17 protein-coding genes and 1 pseudogene are annotated in these 17790 nt (G+C 63.4%); 7 read left to right on the forward strand and 11 right to left on the reverse strand.

Going from position 1 to position 17790, the window contains the following annotated elements:
* The first annotated feature begins 6 nt into the window (after positions 1-6).
* Together AC1PLU_RS18550 and AC1PLU_RS18555 are read left to right on the forward strand one after the other, a co-directional pair.
* On the forward strand, positions 7-312 hold the full coding sequence (locus tag AC1PLU_RS18550; protein ID WP_481106939.1) for a hypothetical protein: 306 nt from the start codon (positions 7-9) through the stop codon (positions 310-312).
* Between the two features lie 205 nt (positions 313-517).
* Positions 518-1111: a porin family protein gene (locus AC1PLU_RS18555; protein WP_481106940.1), complete on the forward strand. Its 594-nt coding sequence runs from the start codon at positions 518-520 to the stop codon at positions 1109-1111.
* 211 nt (positions 1112-1322) lie between these two features.
* Here the strand turns inward: AC1PLU_RS18555 and AC1PLU_RS18560 are convergent, their stop codons facing one another.
* Together AC1PLU_RS18560 and AC1PLU_RS18565 are read right to left on the reverse strand one after the other, a co-directional pair.
* Entirely contained in the window at positions 1323-1880 is a 558-nt protein-coding gene (locus AC1PLU_RS18560) for a DUF3228 family protein (protein WP_481106941.1), read from the reverse strand.
* A gap of 58 nt (positions 1881-1938) precedes the next feature.
* Positions 1939-2484, reverse strand: a complete 546-nt coding sequence (locus AC1PLU_RS18565; protein ID WP_481106942.1) for a DUF2058 domain-containing protein — start codon at positions 2482-2484, stop codon at positions 1939-1941.
* 631 nt (positions 2485-3115) lie between these two features.
* Between AC1PLU_RS18565 and AC1PLU_RS18570 the strand changes: the two genes are divergently transcribed.
* Positions 3116-4786 carry a histidine phosphatase family protein gene (locus AC1PLU_RS18570; protein ID WP_481106943.1) on the forward strand — a complete coding sequence of 557 codons (1671 nt, stop codon included), beginning with the start codon at positions 3116-3118 and terminating at the stop codon, positions 4784-4786.
* A 151-nt stretch (positions 4787-4937) separates the two neighbouring features.
* Here the strand turns inward: AC1PLU_RS18570 and AC1PLU_RS18575 are convergent, their stop codons facing one another.
* Complete coding sequence (locus AC1PLU_RS18575) at positions 4938-5873, reverse strand: Gfo/Idh/MocA family protein (protein WP_481106944.1); 936 nt, start codon at positions 5871-5873, stop codon at positions 4938-4940.
* A gap of 174 nt (positions 5874-6047) precedes the next feature.
* Between AC1PLU_RS18575 and AC1PLU_RS18580 the strand changes: the two are divergent.
* Positions 6048-6229: pseudogene (locus AC1PLU_RS18580) on the forward strand (hypothetical protein); the annotation flags it as partial.
* Positions 6230-6362: 133 nt separating this feature from the next.
* Here AC1PLU_RS18580 and AC1PLU_RS18585 read toward each other — a convergent pair.
* Together AC1PLU_RS18585 and AC1PLU_RS18590 are read right to left on the reverse strand one after the other, a co-directional pair.
* Positions 6363-7340 (reverse strand): NAD(P)H-quinone oxidoreductase, encoded by a 978-nt coding sequence (locus AC1PLU_RS18585; RefSeq protein WP_104552280.1) that lies wholly within the window; start codon positions 7338-7340, stop codon positions 6363-6365.
* A gap of 141 nt (positions 7341-7481) precedes the next feature.
* Complete coding sequence (locus AC1PLU_RS18590) at positions 7482-7718, reverse strand: hypothetical protein (protein WP_023903043.1); 237 nt, start codon at positions 7716-7718, stop codon at positions 7482-7484.
* A 216-nt stretch (positions 7719-7934) separates the two neighbouring features.
* On the opposite strand from AC1PLU_RS18590, the gene metF reads away from it, so the two are divergent.
* Both metF and AC1PLU_RS18600 read left to right on the forward strand, forming a co-directional pair.
* On the forward strand, positions 7935-8762 hold the full coding sequence (metF, locus tag AC1PLU_RS18595) for a methylenetetrahydrofolate reductase [NAD(P)H] (RefSeq protein WP_104552285.1): 828 nt from the start codon (positions 7935-7937) through the stop codon (positions 8760-8762).
* Positions 8763-8903: 141 nt separating this feature from the next.
* Positions 8904-9563 (forward strand): hypothetical protein, encoded by a 660-nt coding sequence (locus tag AC1PLU_RS18600; protein ID WP_481108550.1) that lies wholly within the window; start codon positions 8904-8906, stop codon positions 9561-9563.
* 242 nt (positions 9564-9805) lie between these two features.
* Here the strand turns inward: AC1PLU_RS18600 and AC1PLU_RS18605 are convergent, their stop codons facing one another.
* The 5 genes from AC1PLU_RS18605 to AC1PLU_RS18625 form a co-directional block, all read right to left on the reverse strand.
* Entirely contained in the window at positions 9806-10324 is a 519-nt protein-coding gene (locus AC1PLU_RS18605; RefSeq protein ID WP_481106945.1) for a P-loop nucleotide/nucleoside kinase family protein, read from the reverse strand.
* Complete coding sequence (locus AC1PLU_RS18610; protein WP_481106946.1) at positions 10321-11268, reverse strand: Nudix family hydrolase; 948 nt, start codon at positions 11266-11268, stop codon at positions 10321-10323. The genes AC1PLU_RS18605 and AC1PLU_RS18610 overlap by 4 nt, the downstream gene beginning before the upstream one ends.
* A gap of 123 nt (positions 11269-11391) precedes the next feature.
* On the reverse strand, positions 11392-11757 hold the full coding sequence (locus AC1PLU_RS18615) for a VOC family protein (protein ID WP_023902735.1): 366 nt from the start codon (positions 11755-11757) through the stop codon (positions 11392-11394).
* A gap of 498 nt (positions 11758-12255) precedes the next feature.
* Positions 12256-14994 carry a preprotein translocase subunit SecA gene (gene secA / locus AC1PLU_RS18620; RefSeq protein ID WP_481106947.1) on the reverse strand — a complete coding sequence of 913 codons (2739 nt, stop codon included), beginning with the start codon at positions 14992-14994 and terminating at the stop codon, positions 12256-12258.
* 155 nt (positions 14995-15149) lie between these two features.
* The gene (locus tag AC1PLU_RS18625) at positions 15150-16094 is read right to left on the reverse strand and encodes a M23 family metallopeptidase (RefSeq protein ID WP_006448958.1); all 945 of its coding nucleotides are present in this window, start codon (positions 16092-16094) and stop codon (positions 15150-15152) included.
* On the opposite strand from AC1PLU_RS18625, the gene AC1PLU_RS18630 reads away from it, so the two are divergent.
* Positions 16095-16541 carry a DciA family protein gene (locus AC1PLU_RS18630; protein WP_481108551.1) on the forward strand — a complete coding sequence of 149 codons (447 nt, stop codon included), beginning with the start codon at positions 16095-16097 and terminating at the stop codon, positions 16539-16541. It abuts the gene before it with no gap.
* 186 nt (positions 16542-16727) lie between these two features.
* Here the strand turns inward: AC1PLU_RS18630 and lpxC are convergent, their stop codons facing one another.
* Complete coding sequence (gene lpxC, locus AC1PLU_RS18635) at positions 16728-17639, reverse strand: UDP-3-O-acyl-N-acetylglucosamine deacetylase (RefSeq protein WP_006448956.1); 912 nt, start codon at positions 17637-17639, stop codon at positions 16728-16730.
* Positions 17640-17790 lie beyond the last annotated feature (151 nt).

Raw genomic sequence — 17790 nt, forward strand, 5'->3', positions numbered from 1 at the left:
CAGCGCATGAACTATGTCTCCGCTGTGCTGGATCAACATGTCCATGTCATTTGCGAAGTTGCCATGCGCCAGAAATTACTGGCGCGCGGCACTTCGATACAAGACGGCATGAGTCTGAGCTTCAAGACCCCTCAAGAACTTTCCAAGATCCTCAGCCTGCTGCAATCACTGCAGATTCCCTTTGCCGACGCACCTGCAGGTTGGCCGCCTACTGCCGTGTTCGCGCGGCTCAGAGATCAGGGACTGGTGCAAGGCGCGATCACTACCGTTGCATGGGTCGCCCCCGACATGCCCGTGCTCGGCGTCGGCTAGCGCGCATCTACGCGAGGGTTACCGGCGGCTCGCCAGGCGCAATCAACGCAATGGTGGGCTTGAGAATGTCGGCCGCTGCGCGCACACGCCTGCGGCTAATAACTTTTCAAACTCCGCTGATTAACGTCGCGCTGCAACGCTTGCGCCGACTCATTGCCTGCGTTGGTGATTCCCTGCCGCACTCGTATTCTCAAGAGAACTTGTCATGAAAAAAAGCATGCTCACGTTGGCGCTCTCGGCGCTGGTCCTGACAGCAGCACCCGATGTCTTTGCACAGGGCGCATCCGGCGACGGATCAGGGTGGTTCGTCAACGGCGGCGTCGGCCGCACCTCGCTCAAGAGCGGGCCATACGATGGTAGCGATACCGGCTACAACGTCTCCGCCGGGTATCGCTGGAACGTGCTGTTCCCATGGCTATCGATTGGTCTGGAAGCTGGTTACAACGATCTTGGCAATATCCAGGCAAAAAATCTCTTCAACGGTGACGCGGTCGTCGAAGACGAGAGCCAGCTGCGTGGATGGACGGTAGGCGTGAATCAGCGCTTTGCACTGGGCGACAAGTGGTATGCCAGCATGCGCGGTGGGCTGTATGGCTGGAAGGGTCAAGGCCTGCGCAATGACACCGTGTCGGACCGCGCCGACCTGGACAAGCTGTCGTGGTATGCAGGCGCCGGCGTGGGCTACAACCTGGGCCAGCACTTCAGCATCGGCGCCAACTACGACCATTACAACGCCAAGAAATTCGAAGTGGACTTGAGCACCGACATGGCGTCGGTGAATGCCGAATATCGGTTCTGACAGTCATCAGAATGTCGAGCTGCGGCGAGTCCGAAAACAGCACACGCAGCTCGGCTCTGCAGTCGTAAGTGCAACCACATCTCACGCTCAGGGAAAGGATACGCGCGCGGCGGCGAAGCAGCACCGCGCCGCTGACAGGCCTGAGTTCGAGAGCAGTGCTCTTTTGTCTGCCGCGCGAAAATCGCACGATACGACACGAGCGATCTGCCTGCTACGGCCGCCAATTCGCATTGCGTTCCCAGAACGCAACGCTGCGCCGATACGCGTCGCGATCCAGTGGCGTGCCGGAGCCGCCCTCTTCCACGCCCAGTGCGTTGCGCAACATCGTGATCGGCGCCATCGGGATTTCCTCCGGCTCGGTGGTATAGAGGCAACCGACTACGCCCCAGTCAGCGTCGATGGGCGAGCCTTCTTTCGCTAGCTGATCGCGGCTATACAAAATCGGCAAGAGATACGTGGCCACCGGCGGTTCGACACCTTCGAACCAACGCACCAGCACCGGCAATTCCTGCGTACTGCGCGCCTCGTAGCCGGAACGCAGCAAGTGACGATTGTCGCCGGTGATCGGCGCGGTAAGGCAGCGGGTCGAGGTCCAGTTGCGGTGCACGTGCAACCGGCAGAACGGCGCATAGCCTTCGATCACGCGTACCGGCGCTTCATCATTGAGCCGCTGGATGAACTGCTCGGGCGTGCAGTCCTGGATGGCGTTGCCGCGACCACCGCGCGGGAACAGGCGGGTACGGGCGAACGGCGTTAGAACGATCGACATGGCAGTGTTGGAGGCGACAAAGACCGCCAGGGTAGCGTGCAGCCTTGCACGCGGCCACTTACCAGATCAGATCGTCCGGCACCTTGAACTGGCTGTAATAGTCATCGTCGCTGTCTGTCGCTGCCGGGGCGCTGCCGCAGCCATGGTCCAGCACCACGGTGTCCGCATCGCGGCTGTAGACCTTGTCGGCGGCTGCGCGTGGAATCAGCTCAAAGCTGTCGCCGTGGCGTGCGATCACCAGTGCGCCACTAGCCAGCTGGCTGCGCAGCGTGGGATTGACCAGCACGCTGCGGATGACGCTGCCGTCGTTGAAACGGTAGTCGATCTCGCCCTCGCGCTTGACCTTGCTGGTCTCCACGATCTGCCGGACCTGGGCCAGCACCTCCTGCCGCCGAAGTTGCACCTTGCGCTCCTCGGCCAGCGCGCGATCGCGTTCGGCGCGCTCGGCCTGCAGACGCACGGTGTCCACCTTGTCGACGTCTGCCGGCGCCACCGCTGCGCCCTTGGCGTGACGCTGCTTGAGCTGCTCGCGTGCGACCTTGTCCACCTGGGCCTTCTTGACCAGGCCAGCCTTGAGCAGTTGTTCTTGCAGTGGATTGCGCATGGGAATGGGTCGGCAGGTGGGTATGGGCATAGTTTAGCGGCCAGCGCGTGGTCCTGGTGCTCGGCGCGCTTACCGGGGGCATCTGCTTCATCCGCCGGCCACGCCTGGACAGCACGCGTCATCCCCATCCCCTGCCCGCGCGCGGGGCACGTATGTGGCGTCGTTGAGTTGCGAAGCAATCCAGGCGAAGACGCCACACGCCACTGTTCTCATCGCACGACAAGGTGACTTGTAGCGCACCTGTGAACCTGCCAATACACCGCCTTGTTGAGATCGACACGGTGCCTCTGCCGCGTGATGGCCCGCGAATGATTTTTTATCTCCCGAATAATTTGCGTAGTTTTCCTATGTTTTCAGTAACGCTCGCACACGTGATGCGGCAACGCAGAAGGAGCGAAATATCGCAGCACCATCAACGCGCGCTCGCGTTCAACTCGCATTGATTGAAAAAAGAAATCTCACGACTGCAACGAAGCCGCTTGTTCGCCGGACCTACGGGGGCAACTCGACGCATGCAGTGTCATCAGCACATCGCATGCGCCGCAGCTATCCCCCGATGAGGCGACGCCGCCTTGCTTCAGGCAGCGACGCCTCAGTCTCGATGAACTATGCAGCAGACCGGAGCAATGCGATGCCTCTCTATTTCGTGCGCCATGGTGAGTCGCTCGCCAACGAACAGAACTATTTTGCCGGTGCGCAGAACTCACCGCTCACGCAGCTCGGCCGCCGCCAGGCACAGCAGGCAGCACGCTACGTGTGCCAGCGCGCATTACGTTTCGACGAAGTGCATGTGTCCACATTGGAGCGTGCACAGGCCACAGCGGCCATCATCTTGGAGGGTGCGCAAGGCAACCCGCAGGTGCGCTCGAGCGCCGCCTTGGTGGAGCGCGATTTCGGCATTTTTGCCGGCAAGAACAAGACCTTGATCAAGAAGTCGATCGGCCACCGTCTCTACGACGCCTGCTTTCACGACGCCGATGGAGCGCCACCCGATGGCGAACACTGGATGGACATGTATGCGCGTTGCAAGCACTACTACGACACCGTGCTGGCACCGCTGGATCGACAAGGCAAGCAGGTCCTGGTGGTGGCGCACAAGTACATCGTCGAGGTGTTCGCGCTGATTGCCTCTGGCCTGCCGCCTGCCGAGTACATCGACTTCCGCCTGCCCAATTCGCGCCCGCTGTCGTGGGACGAACTCAAGCAGATGACGGCGCGCAGCTCCTCGCGCATGAATTATCTGGGCGAGCAGACCGAGATCCGCCTATTGCAATGGATGTTGCTCGCGGCAATCAGCGGCTTCGCACTGTCGTGCCTGGGCGTCAGTCTTCCGCATGTCGTCACCACCACCGCCATCGTCGCGCTGCTGGCAGCGAATGCCTTCTTCCTGTCGCTGCGTATCGAACCGGGCGCACTGCGCCTGACCCGAGGTCCGGAAAACATCGCACTCAGCATCATCAGCGTGGCACGCGCGCTGTGTGCCATGTTCCTGCTCACACAGTTCCAGAACGAATGGATCCATGTGATCGGCTTGCTGCTGATCGTGCCGCCCGCCTTGTCGGTACCGACCTTCTCGCTGGCGCGCGGTGGCGATTACTTTTTTGCGGCACGCTACACACTGGTGCTGTCGATCCTGCTGCCGGTGCTGTTATTGGTCTTGTATGTGGACCACCGTGAAGTACTGGGCAACGCGCATGCGCTGGAGCGCTTCTTCGTGGTGCTGTTGCTTGCCTTGGCGTTGCCCTCCTTGCTCGCTCAAGGATGGCGGCGTACGCGCCCGATCGCGGCCGGCAAGCTCGCAACCAACTGGGGCTGGGTTGGCTCATTGACGATGGTGCCGATGGCCTTGCTGGTTTCGCCGCGCGCCGACGGAGCGGCGCTGGCCGATGCATTGCTGCATGGCGGCTGGCAGGCATGGGCTGCATTGCTGCTGCCGTTTACGCTATTGATGGCATGCCGCGTGGGCAGCGCGTTGTATCTGCACGCGCACCAGGTGGTGACCGGCAAGCGCATCAGTGCGGCCATCGCATCGGACATCCATCTGCTGCAGACCTCGCCCAATATCTTTCTGTGGCTGAGCCTGTTGCTGCCCGGCACGTTTGCGCACGCACCCACGCTGGTAGCCGGTACCTTGCTGGGCTTCTTTGCGTTTGCGCTGCTGGACGAGGCATGGGTGGTCAGGCGCTTCCGCGCGCAGATCGCACCTGCGATGCACAAGCTTGCAAGTCGTTCCACTTCAGCCAATGGCGTGACCACTACCGCCACGGTCGGGCAGGACGAGGCGGTGCTGGACAGTCGCTGAGACATGCCGGCAGCAGAAGTGTCGACCCGAGGCGTTTGCTACCGATTCGCTGGAATACGCTCGTGCAAACGCGCGGTCTCTGACGCAGAAAAAAAACACCGGCCAATGGCCGGTGTTTGCAATGCTGCAGCACCCTGGAGAGCGCGGCCGACTACCAGGCAAACGGCGCGGTAACCTTGCGTGCAGCCAGCAGAAACGCGTCGGCCACGTGCACGAATGGCGCGACATCCACTTCCGACTCGCCGCTGCGCACCAGCTGCACAAAGCGCCGATACAAGCCGTCATATTCGCCGGCCGCATCCACTGCCTGCGCCTGCCCATCGATGCTTAGCTTGGCACCGCCCTCGCTGAGCATGAGCAGGCCTGCGGTGGTTTCCACCTCGATATCCCAGCGCTGATGACCGGTTTGCAGGAAGTCGAATTCGGCCGTCACCGGCACACCCGCAGTATCGACAAAGGCGAGCTTGGCATATAGCGGTGCCTGGCGGTTTGCCGGCGTATGCAACTCGGCCTCGCGCAGCGCGAAGGGGCGTGGCAACAGATGCGTGACGATGGACAACGCATTGATGCCGGGATCGAACACGCCCATGCCGCCCGGCTCCAGAATCCAGTCCTGCCCCGGATGCCAATGACGAATGTCTTCTTTCCAGGTGATGTGCGCGCGCAGGATCTGCTTGTCGGCCAACCACGCCCGCGCAGGCTCCACAGCGGCGGCACACCGCGAATGCCAGCTGGTAAACAGGCTACGTTGCGCACGCTGCGCCACTGCACGTAGATCATCGATTTCTGCGAGCGTGGCGGCGGGGGGTTTTTCCAGGAACACATGGCGGCCAGCGCTCAGTGCGGCTTGGGCAAGCGCATGACGCCCGACCGGTGGCGTGCACAACGCCACTGCCTCGATCTGCGGATGCGCAGCAAACGCCTCTTCCAACGTGTGATAGGCCGGCACGCCATCGACCGTGCCGTGACGGCTCACGGTGGCGACCAGCTGCACATCCTCGCGCGCGGCGATGGTGGGCACATGCTGGTCGCGGGCGATCTTGCCGATACCGACAAGGGCAATGCGCAATGCGTCTGGATGCTTCATCGAAACCTTCGTGCTGATGTGGAAGTGACAGCGCCGCTTCGATCGCATGAAGCAAGCGATTGCGCGGGGCCAACGCGGCAATGGCGCAATGCAGCTCCGCAGCCCTGCACGCGAGCACGCAGTGTACGGTCAGGGTGCGGCTCGCCGCGAGACATCGCTCCTGCTTGTTTTGCTATACCTGCGGCGCGTGGTGGCCGCGCAAGGACGGCCATTGCTGCGCGCTTTTACGACTCCGTGCTCGGCGCGCTCGGCTATGTGCGGGTGTGGTCCGATCTGGAGCCAGGCACGCCCGATCAGGGGTCGGCTACGGCCGGCCCGGCGGCAAAGACAGCCTGGCGTTGAAGCATCGTGAAGCCGGCGTCCGGTGGATTGATCCATACACAAACCCGCTTGGGTGCGCATTGCAATGCGCTATCCGACAACCTCACGCCGCGACAGGAGTCGGCTGCCTGACACGCGCCCGCATGCCAGGCAGCTGACCGCAGGCAGTCACATCTCCAGCACCACCTTGCCCAGGTGGCTGCCCTGTTCCAGATAGCGATGCGCCGCAGCGGCCTCGCTCAGCGGGAAGCGCTTGTCGAGCAGCACGCGCAGCTTGCCCTGCGCGATCCACGGCCACACCACGCGCTCCACTTCCGCCGCCAGACGCGCCTTTTCGTCGGCACTACGCGGGCGCAGCGTCGAGCCGGTGAGGATCGCCTGCTTGCGCATCAGCAGCGGAATCGGTACCTCGATGGTCGAGCCGGCCTGCGAGGCGATGTAGACGATGCGCCCGCGCGGATTGAGCGCCTCCAGGGTATCGGCGAACACCGCAGCGCCCACCATGTCGAGCGACACATCCACACCGCCGTGCGCCTTGGCTACGGCGACAAAGGATTCGGCAGTGGAGTCGATCGCCACATCGGCGCCCAGTTCGCGCGCCTGTGCCGCCTTGCCCGCCGAACGTGCGGTAGCCAATACATGCGCGCCGGCGGCCTTGGCCATCTGGATCGCGGTGACGCCGATCCCGGAGGTGGCGCCATGCAGCAACAGCCACTCGCCGGCCGCGAGCCGGCCGTGCTCGAACAGGTTGGCGTAGGCGGTAAAGATGGTTTCCGGTAATGCGGCGGCGTGCACCAGATCCATGCCGGCCGGAATCGGCAGCACATGGCGCGCGTCGACCGCTGCGTACTGCGCGTAGCCGCCGCCGCCCAGCAATGCACACACGCGATCGCCCACTTTCCAGCGCCCAGCCGGCTCCACGATTTCACCTGCGATTTCCAAGCCAAGGGTCTCCGGCGCGCCGGGCGGCGGCGGATAGTGGCCGGCACGTTGCAGCAGATCGGGACGATTGATGCCGGCGGCGTGCACGCGGATCAACACGTGCCCCGGCGCGGGACGCGGGCGCGGTTGCTCGCTGACGTACAGCGCATCCGCATCGCCCTTGCCATCGCGGATGGCGATGGCGGTCATCGTGGTGTCGCTCATGCAAGGCGCTCCGTAGAAAGTGCGCCCAGTGTAGGCATGCAGGCGTCAACGTTTGGCGCAGGTCGGCAGCGATGCTGCGCAGCGCAAGACCACATGAATCGCCACGCGCGCCTGCACCGACGCAGACGCGCGTGGCACGCATCACTCCTCGCTGGGAGCGACGCCCTGGTCGATGTACTGGCGAATCGCCTCGAACACCTTCGAGGTGCCGTCGTCCTGCCCGGAGGGCAGGCGCGCAGCGAAGTCGCTCAGCAACTTGTCGCCATCCACACCGGGTTGCTCGGCCAGGGCGAGCGCCAGGTCGCCGACGCTGCGCGCCAGCGCGACCCAGATGCGGCCCAACGATTCGGCGATGACATCCATTTCCTCTTCTTGCATGTTGCGCTCCGATCAAGTGGCGTGGGGGTGCCGGAAGCTTACCGCGTGCGCCGCCCAGTGATGCCCTCGCGCAAGCAGCCGCAGCCATGCGGATATCACGCTTGCACCCGGATGCCCACATGAAGGCGAACGCGAAAATCGGGACGCCCGCAACCAAATATGCATTCATCGCGATGAAGCGATATTATGCGCGCACGCTCTGCCGGACCCGCCGCGATGACGCATCTCAGTTTCGAGTTTTACCCGCCCAAGACCGACGACCAGCGCGCGCAGCTGGACCGCACCGCGGCCAGGTTGAAGGGCTACGCGCCGGAGTACGTGTCGTGCACCTTCGGTGCCGGCGGCTCCACGCTCAGCTACACCTCCGAGACAGTGCGCCACCTCAAGCAGAAGCATGGCTTCGAAGCCGCCCCGCATCTGTCCTGCGTCGGCGGCAGCCGCGAGGAAATCCGCGAACTGCTCAAACTCTATCGCGCGATCGGCTGCACACGCATCGTCGCGCTGCGCGGCGATCTACCTTCGGGCATGGGCCATCCGGGCGACCTGCGCTATGCCTCGGACCTGATTGCCTTCATCCGCGCCGAACACGGCGATGCGTTCCGTATCGAAGTCGGTGCGTACCCGGAAACCCATCCGCAGGCGACCGATGCGCTGAGCGATCTGCGTTACTTCAAGGCCAAGGTGGATGCCGGCGCCGATGCGGCGATCACCCAGTACTTCTACAACGCCGACGCGTACTTTCATTTCCGCGACACGGTGCAGCGCATGGGCGTGGAGATCCCGATCATCCCCGGCATCATGCCGATCTCCAATTTCTCGCAGCTGCGGCGTTTTTCCGAGCAATGCGGTGCGGAGATTCCGCGCTGGATCGGCAAGAAGATGCAGTCCTACGGCGACGATGCCGATGCGGTGCGCGCCTTCGGTGCGGAAGTGGTGGCCACGGTATGCGAACGCCTGATCGCCGGCGGCGCGCCGGCCCTGCACTTCTACACGCTCAACCTGGCCAAGCCGACCACGCAGGTGTTGCAGCTGATCGGGCGCTGAGTGCGGGCTTTGCGCGCGCGTGCGCTGCTGGCGCGCGTTTGGCCGGCCTTGCATCACAACCACAGCACGTCCCACACCGACGCGCAGGCCCTGATGCGCACGCGTGCTGCCGAGGTTGAACGCGTGACCGGCCGGTATCGCATGCACGTCTGCGCGCGCACGTATCTCGCCAGCTCACACGCCCCCCGCTACGCTGCGCTGATGCATCGCCTCCTGCTGCCTTTGTTGCTGTTGTTCTGCCTTGGCTCCGCCATGCGCGTGCAGGCGCAGGAGATCCGCCGCTGCGTCACGCCGGATGGGCAGACCATGTTCACCGACCGCCGCTGCGAAGACGTCGGCGCCGCTGCGCGTCCGCCACCGGCCACGCGCACGCAGGGCAACACCGGCCTGTATCGCTACGGCTGCCCGCGTCGGCTAAGCGAACTGGTGTCATTGCTGCAACTGGCGGTGGACGGCCGCGACGTCAACCGGCTCTCCAGCCTCTACCTCTGGAGCGGGCAGTCCGATGCCGCTGCCAACCAGGTCTTGAGCCGCCTGGAAGCCATCGTGCAACGCCCGTTGCTGGATATCGTCCCGATGTACCCGCAAAGCGAGACACCAACCTGGGAAGCCGAAGCCGGCAGCACAGCCACAGCCGCTCCATCGTTGGACGGCAGCGCCATCGACGCCCCGCTTCCCGCCCCCCCGGGACGCCCACGACCGTGGGGCCTGCGCCTGGAACAGAACCTCCCCAGCGGCACCCCCGCACGCAGCGTGCTGCGCCTGCGCCGGCAGTACAACTGCTTCTGGGTGACGTTTTAAAGCCGCCCATAAACGACTGCACTCATCGCTGCCAGCCCTCGGAATCGGCATCTACCGCGCTGTGATGCCCCCCACACCTGCATCACGACTGCTCGCTACGCACTGTCAGCAGTTCTCAAAATGGCAGCGAGATTGCATCTATCTATCGCACGCGTGGGCTGCCATGACCGTCTCTGCTTCGAACAGCCCTCTCAAATGACGTTGTCCGCACGTAGGCACACAGCTCGCCAAACGCTTTCAGACTAAGCAGCAAACCGACGCATGATCTCTGCAACCGCTTGCTCTGGACTCAGCACCGCGCTGTCGATCACCCAATGCGGCTCGGTCCAGGCTACATAGTCATGCGCAAGTACGGACGACCACTCCGGCGTGCGCAGTCCGGGGATTTCGCTATGCCGCGATTCCACGCGCTGCCGATGAACGTCGCGATCGCTGCACACCACTTCGATCTCCAGCAGGCGGCTTTGTGTGCGACGCGCCACGCCACGCCATGCCTCGCGGGTGACCGGCAAGGGATTGACGCTATCGGCAACCACCACCTGGCGTTGGCGCAGATTCGCCTCTGCAATGGCGTAGGCAATCAGATAGCCGGCTGGCCCGACGTCGTGGGCGAGTGCACCGCTGTCGCGCAGCGCTTGCTCGATGGTGTCGATGCGTAGATACATCGCATTGCAGTGCGTGAGCAGCAGCTGCGCAATGGAACTCTTGCCGACGCCCGGCAATCCGCCGAACACCACCAGGGTCGCCGACGGTGCAATCACTGCGGCCAGAGCGAGCGAATCGCCGCAATACCTTGCGCGCCATGCGAGCGTGCTTCACGCAGGTCGTCGATCTGCATGCCGCCGAGTGCGTAGATCGGTAGCGAGACCTGCTCGCGCAAGGTTTCGAAACCGTCCCATCCCAACGGTGTCGCACCCGGATGCGAGGGCGTCGTCTGCACCGGACCCAGTACCGCAAAATCGCAGCCGAGCCGCTGTGCGTGACGCAGATCTTCCAGTCCGTGGCACGAGGCGGCAACCAGCTGTTCGGCCGGCAGCGGGCGCTGTTGCAGTGCGGCCAATTGCTCAGATCCCAGATGCACACCGATGCCGAGTTCGCCGGCCAGCGCGATGTCGCGATTGAGCAGCAACTGCGCGCGCGCACGACCACGCAGGCGCATCACCTGTTGCAACAATGCCAGCCAACGCGCGGGCTCGGCCTGGCGAGCACGCAACTGGATGCGCGTAACGCCCTCTTGCAGCGCACGCTCCAGACCTTCCAGCCACAGCATCTCGTCATCCGGTTCGGGCGTGATCAGATAGCGGTCGGGCTGGCGCAACGCACCGACCACCGGCACGTCGGCCGGCGGCATCGAATAGCGGGTCAGCTTGTCTGCGGCCACCCAGGTCATCGCCTGGCCTTCGCGCCCGCGCGGGCTGCCCTTCCATGCGGTGATGTGGCGCACTTCCAGACGCAGCCGCTTGTCCGGGTACAACTGCGGCACATCCATCAGCCACTCGCCCACCTGCGCCTCGATACCGAGCTCTTCATTGAGCTCGCGTACCAGCGCCTGTTCGGAGGTTTCGCCAGGTTCGCGCTTGCCGCCGGGAAACTCCCACAGGCCGGGCATGTCACGGGTTTCGGTACGGCGGGTCAGCAGGATGCGGCCGCGGGGATCGGTGATCACGCCGGCAACGACGTGGATGGATCTTAGAGAATCGGGCATGGGCACAAGAGTGCCGCGAGTGAGCCGTTCAGTGCAATCGCTTGAGGGCGGGGATTGGGGATTCGGGATTGGTCAAAGCCCAGCATATGTGCTTCTGCCAATCCCTAATCCCTAATCCCGGCCCTACAGCGGATGCCCGATGCGCCAGAGCACTCCGCTGGGATCGTGCAAGGTGAAATCGCGTGCGCCCCATGGTCGATCTTCCGGCGCACTGCAGGTCACCCCGAACTGCTCGCCCAGCCCGGTGTCGTGCACGTGCTGCCACCAGCCATCGGCGTCGTCCACCCACAGGTGCAGCATCAGATTCTCGGCCAGCTCGCGCAGATAGAAATCCTGCAACAAGAACGCGCAGTGCGTGCCATGCCGGAAGCAGGTCACGTTACCTACCTCGTCTTCCTGCACGAAGCCCAGCGCGCGATAGAACCGCTGCGACAACGCGTAGTCGCGCGCAGGCACGAACACCTTCAGTTGCTGGCTGGACAGCGACATGACCGCACTCCACGCAAGACGTGGAATGAGCATACGCCCCGCAGTCATACAGTCACGCAAGGCGGCGCATGTTTCTATGCGGACGGCACAGTCGGCGCCACAAGAGATGTAAAAGCGTGCGATGTATGGGCGTAAAGCGGACTTGCCGCGCTGACGCTCACCGGGGTAGAGCCCGCCAAGCGTGCCCTCCTCGCCCCTCAGCCGTGCTTTCCAAACAAACGCCACCGACTCTGCAAGCAACGCTCTTGGTGGCTAGTTCGCCAAACGCAAACGGAATCTGGGGACAGGGCCTTGCACCCAGCCTCCGACATTCAATCCCGCTGTCCAAACAATTCCCGCTTCTCAACAAGCCCCACGAATCCCCTCGTCAGTAGAGCCCCCTTGGTAAGGGGGCGCGCCAAAGGCGCGGGGATCGGAGGAACACCGTGCACCCAGCGTCCGCTACGCGGACACTGGGTGTGCAGCCCGCCAAGCGGGCTGCACCACGGTCAACTCAGCTCAGCTGAGTTGACCGTGGCAGTGCTTGTACTTCTTGCCGCTGCCGCAGGGGCACGGGTCGTTACGGCCCACCTTGGGCTCGTCGCGGGTCACCTGCGACACCGGCACCGGTGCGTTGCCGGCCTGCATCTGTTCCACTTCCTCGTCGGCACCGTAACCGCCCGCGTCCTGATGCTGGAACTGCGAAGCCATCAAGCGCGCTTGCGCCTGCAGACGCTCCTGCTCTTCCAGCTCGGCCACTTCTTCTTCGCTGCGAATGCGCACGCGCGCCAGCAGGTTGATCACTTCGCGCTTGACGTTCTCCAGCATCTCGGAGAACAGCTCGAAGGCTTCCTTCTTGTATTCCTGCTTGGGCTGCTTCTGCGCGTAACCGCGCAGATAGATGCCCTGGCGCAGGTAATCCATCTTGGCCAGATGTTCCTTCCAGCCCTGGTCGAGCACGGTCAGCATCACGTGCTTCTCCAACGCGCGCATGGTGTCGTTGCCCACCGCCGCTTCCTTCTCGGCAAAGTGCGCATCCACCGCCGCCTGCACCTTGGCCGCAATCTGCTCGGCGTCCAGTTCTTCCTGCGTGCGCGCCATCTCGCTCAGCGCCAGCGGCATGCCCAGTTCCGATTCCAGCGTGGCTTCCAGACCCTTGAGGTCCCACTGCTCGTCGACCGAATTGGGCGGCACGAAGCGGGCGACCAGGTCATAGATCACATCGCCACGGATGCCGTCGACGTTGTCCTTGACCGATTCGGCATCCAGCAATTCGTCGCGCTGGGCGTAGATCACCTTGCGCTGATCGTTGTTGACGTCGTCGAAATCCAGCAGGTTCTTGCGGATGTCGAAGTTGTGCGCTTCCACCTTGCGCTGCGCCTTTTCGATCTGCCGGCTGACCAGGCGATCTTCGATGACGTCGTCTTCCTTCATGCCCATCATGCGCATCGCCTTCTGGACCCAGTCCGAGGCGAAGATGCGCATCAGGTTGTCTTCCAGCGACAGATAGAAGCGCGAGGAACCCGGGTCGCCCTGACGACCGGCACGGCCGCGCAACTGGTTGTCGATACGGCGCGACTCGTGCCGCTCGGTACCGATGATATGCAGGCCGCCGGCCGCCTTGACCGCGTCATGCCGACGCTGCCATTCGGTCTTGGCCTGCAGCCGCTGCTCGTCGCTGATGTCCTCGCCCATGCCGTGCAGCTCGGTTTCCAGCGAACCGCCCAGCACGATGTCGGTACCGCGACCGGCCATGTTGGTGGCAATGGTCACCGCACCCGGCTGGCCGGCGTTGGCCACAATGGTGGCTTCGCGCTCGTGCTGCTTGGCGTTGAGCACTTCGTGCTTCACACCTGCATTGCGCAGATGCTCGGACAGCATCTCCGAGGTTTCGATCGAGGTGGTCCCCACCAGCACCGGCTGACCGCGCTTGGCGCAGTCTTCGATGTCGGCCAGCACCGCGTTGAACTTGCCCTTGCGGTTGAGGAAGACCTGGTCCGGATGGTCCTTGCGCACGGTCGGGCGGTTGGTCGGAATCACCACCACTTCCAGGCCGTAGATGCTCTGGAATTCGTAGGCTTCGGTGTCGGCCGTACCGGTCATGCCGGACAGCTTCTTGTACATGCGGAACAGGTTCTGGAAAGTGATGCTGGCCAGCGTCTGGTTCTCGCGCTGCACCGGCACGCCTTCCTTCGCCTCGACCGCCTGATGCAGGCCATCGGACCAGCGACGCCCTGACAGCGTACGGCCGGTGAATTCGTCGACGATCACCACTTCGCCATCGCGCACGATGTAATCCACATCGCGCTGGTAGATCGCATGCGCACGCAGTGCGGCGTTGAGGTGATGCACCACGCTCAGGTTCTGCGCGGCATACAGGCCATCTTCGGCATTTTCGAGAATACCGGCCTGCATCAGCAGTTCTTCGGCGTGGCCCATGCCCGCTTCGGACAGGTGCACCTGCTTGCCCTTCTCGTCGATCCAGTAATCGCCCTCGCCCTCTTCGCTTTCCTGCTTGGTCAGCTGCGGCACGATGCGGTTGACGCGGATGTACAGCTCCGGCGATTCGTCGGCCGGGCCGGAAATGATCAGCGGGGTGCGCGCTTCGTCGATCAGGATCGAGTCGACTTCGTCGACGATCGCGTAGTGCAGATTGCGCTGATAGCGGTCTGCACGCGACAGCGCCATGTTGTCGCGCAGGTAATCGAAACCGAATTCGTTGTTGGTGCCGTAGGTGATGTCGTTGCCGTAGGCCTCGCGCTTGTCGCTGTGCGGCATGCCCGGATACACCACGCCCACGCTCAGGCCCAGCCAGTTGTACAACTTGCCCATCTGCGCGGCATCGCGGCGCGCCAGGTAGTCGTTGACCGTGACCACGTGCACGCCTTCGCCCTGCAGCGCATTGAGGTACACCGGCAGCGTGGCCACCAGGGTCTTGCCTTCGCCGGTGCGCATCTCGGCGATCTTGCCCAGGTGCAACACCATGCCGCCGATCAGCTGCACATCGTAATGACGCATGCCGAGCACGCGGCGGCTGGCCTCGCGGCAGACCGCAAAGGCTTCGGGAAGAATCTTGTCCAGGGACTCGCCGGCGGCAAGTCGCTGCTTGAACTCCGGGGTCTTGGCTTGCAGCTCGGCGTCGGAGAGCTTCTCGATCGTCGGCTCCAGCGCATTGATCTGGGTGACGAGGCGGGTGAGCTGGCGCAGCTGGCGTTCGTTACGACTGCCAAAGACACGGGTAAGCAGACTGTTGATCATTGAAGAAACCGGTTGAAAAGGAACGGTTTGACCGACGCCGGTCCCCAAGACCCGGCCGCCGTAAACGAAACAGGGCGCACTGCGCCCTGTCGATGGCAACACCCTATTGTAGCTTGGGGCGGGCCTTCACGAATCAAGCGCTGAGCGCGCCTTCGTCAACCGCGCCCGCGGCGTCCCACCGGCGTGTTGGTGTCACCCAGGAACTTGCGCGGATTGACCACCCGCCCGTCCGCCCACACTTCGAAATGCACGTGTGCGCCGGTGGAACGGCCGCTGGAACCGGCCCTGGCCACCTGCTGGCCGGCGCGCACCAGATCGCCCACCTTCACCACCAGCCGCGAGTTGTGCGCGTAGCGGGTCACGTAACCATTGCCATGGTCCACTTCGACCACGTTGCCATAGCCGCCGCGCACGCCGGCGTAGCTGACCACGCCATCGGCGACCGACATCACCGGGTCGCCCACGTTGGCATGGAAGTCCACACCCTTGTGGAAGGCCGAACCGCCGTCGAACGGATCGGCGCGGCCGCCGAAGCCCGAGGTGATGTAGGTGTTGCGGATCGGCATCCGCGAGGGCACCGAATTCTGCTCGAGCTGATGATCGAACATCAGCGAGGCAAGCACGTTCAATTGCTGGCCGGAGGCGGAGAACTGCTGTTCCACTTGCCCTAGGGTCTCCTTGAGCGATTCCACCGGCATGTCGCTGACCGGCTCATCGCCGCCACCGACGCCGACCGGCGCATCGAAGTCGAACTCGCCGTCCTTCAACTTGCCCATTTCGGTCAGCCGCTCGCCCAAGGCATTGAGGCGGGTGGCCTGCGCCTGCAGCTCACCCATGCGCGCGGCCAGTGCATTGACCTGCGCCTGCGAAGCGCGCTGCGCCTGGGCCAGCTCGACCTGCTGCTGCGCAACCTTGGCCTGCAGCGCGGAATTGGTCACCATGCCGGTGGCGGTGCTGGCACCGACGCCGATCAACATCCCCAAGCCCAACACCGCGCCGAGGACTACCATCGGTCGATCTGCGGCGAAGCCCTGGAACTGTCGGACCACACGCTGGGTCCGGGTTTGCCGAGATTTGATTACAACTTTCTTCAACGCCATATGAGTGTCATGTCCAAGCCCAAGTCCAACGCACGCAACCCTTCCGCTCCACAACCGGCCATCGAAGCCGCGTTGGGTGAAAAGGCTGGCGACCCCTTGCGTCGCGCCTTGTGGCTCGATGCGCTGGACCGGCAGTTGCGCCCCCTGTTACCGCCTCATCTGGCCACCCGTTGCCGGTTGGCCAATGTCCGAGGCGAACAGCTCGTTTTTCTGGTTGATTCACCTGTCTGGCATGCCAAGTTGCGGCTTGCCGAGACCCAATTATTGGATGCCGCCCGATCCATCGGACTGAAGGCCACCGCAGTGACCATCAAGACCATCACGACCCCGCTGCATTCCCCAATGCCGCAGAACCGTGAGAGTCCACGCCCTGTCTCCGAGGCGACGCACAAAGGACTGCGCGACGCCTTGGCCTCCTTGCAGGACGTTCCACCGACCAAGCGGTGATGTCCGTGCCGCCTTTTCGAAACGGCCGCCGGTGCGTGAAAGAATTGCGAAGACCGCACACGACCCGACGCATCCTAGCGGGCATAGGCCACGCAGGAGTTAGAGAAGTCTTAAATAAACGTTAAGAACGGGCCGGAAATCCGACGGAGTTCACACTTCGAACGCCAACTAAGGCATTCCCTGACATCAGGCGTAGACGGGGCTGGCGTAGGTGACCGGCGGCTGCACGCTGCCTTCGGGGAAGCTGACCCATTCCCAGGCGGCTTGATCGGCCAGCAGCGCACGCACCAGCTTGTTGTTGAGCGCGTGGCCGGATTTGAAGCCTTCGTAGGCGCCCAGGATGGCACCGCCGGCCAGATACAGATCGCCGATGGCGTCCAGGATCTTGTGCCGCACGAATTCGTTGGTGTACCGCAGGCCGTCCTCGTTGAGCACGCGGAACTCGTCCAGCACGATGGCATTGTCCATCGAACCGCCCAGGCCCAGATTGCGCTCGCGCATGTACTCAAGGTCGCGCATGAAGCCGAAGGTGCGGGCGCGCGAGATTTCCTTGACGTAAGCCGAGGTGGAGAACTCGATTTCCTGGCGCGACTGCTTGGCCGGGATCATCGGGTGATTGAATTCGATGGTGAAACCGAGCTTGTAGCCCTCGTATGGCTCGAAGCGCGCGACCTTGTCGCCCTCGCGCACTTCCACCGTGTGCTTGATGCGGATGAAGCGCTTGGCCTTGTTCTGCTCGACGATGCCTGCCGACTGCAGCAGGAACACGAACGGGCCGGACGAGCCATCCATGATCGGCAACTCGGCCGAAGACAGTTCGACGATGACGTTGTCCACACCCAGGCCGGCCAATGCCGACATCAGATGCTCCACGGTCTGGATCTTGGCGCCATTGCAGGTCAAGCCGGTGCACAGCGTGGTCTCGGTGACCAGCTCGGCATCGGCGGGGACTTCGACGACAGGTTCCAGGTCCACACGCCGGAACACCACGCCATGATCGACAGGAGCCGGTCGTAGCGTCATATACACCTTGTCGCCGCTATGCAGGCCGACGCCGGTGGCACGAATGGTGTTTTTGAGAGTGCGTTGCTGGGTCATATGCGAAGTCTGGATGAACAATGCAGACAGGCGCTGAACCGGCTGTCCAATCGTTGAGATTATCCGAATTTTAACAAGTCACGCGTGACGGCAACTGTAATCGACCGGTCACGCCACTGCAAAAGCTGCCGGATCAACGCGTCGATCCGGC

The sequence above is a fragment of the Xanthomonas sp. NCPPB 2933 genome, from assembly GCF_056725225.1.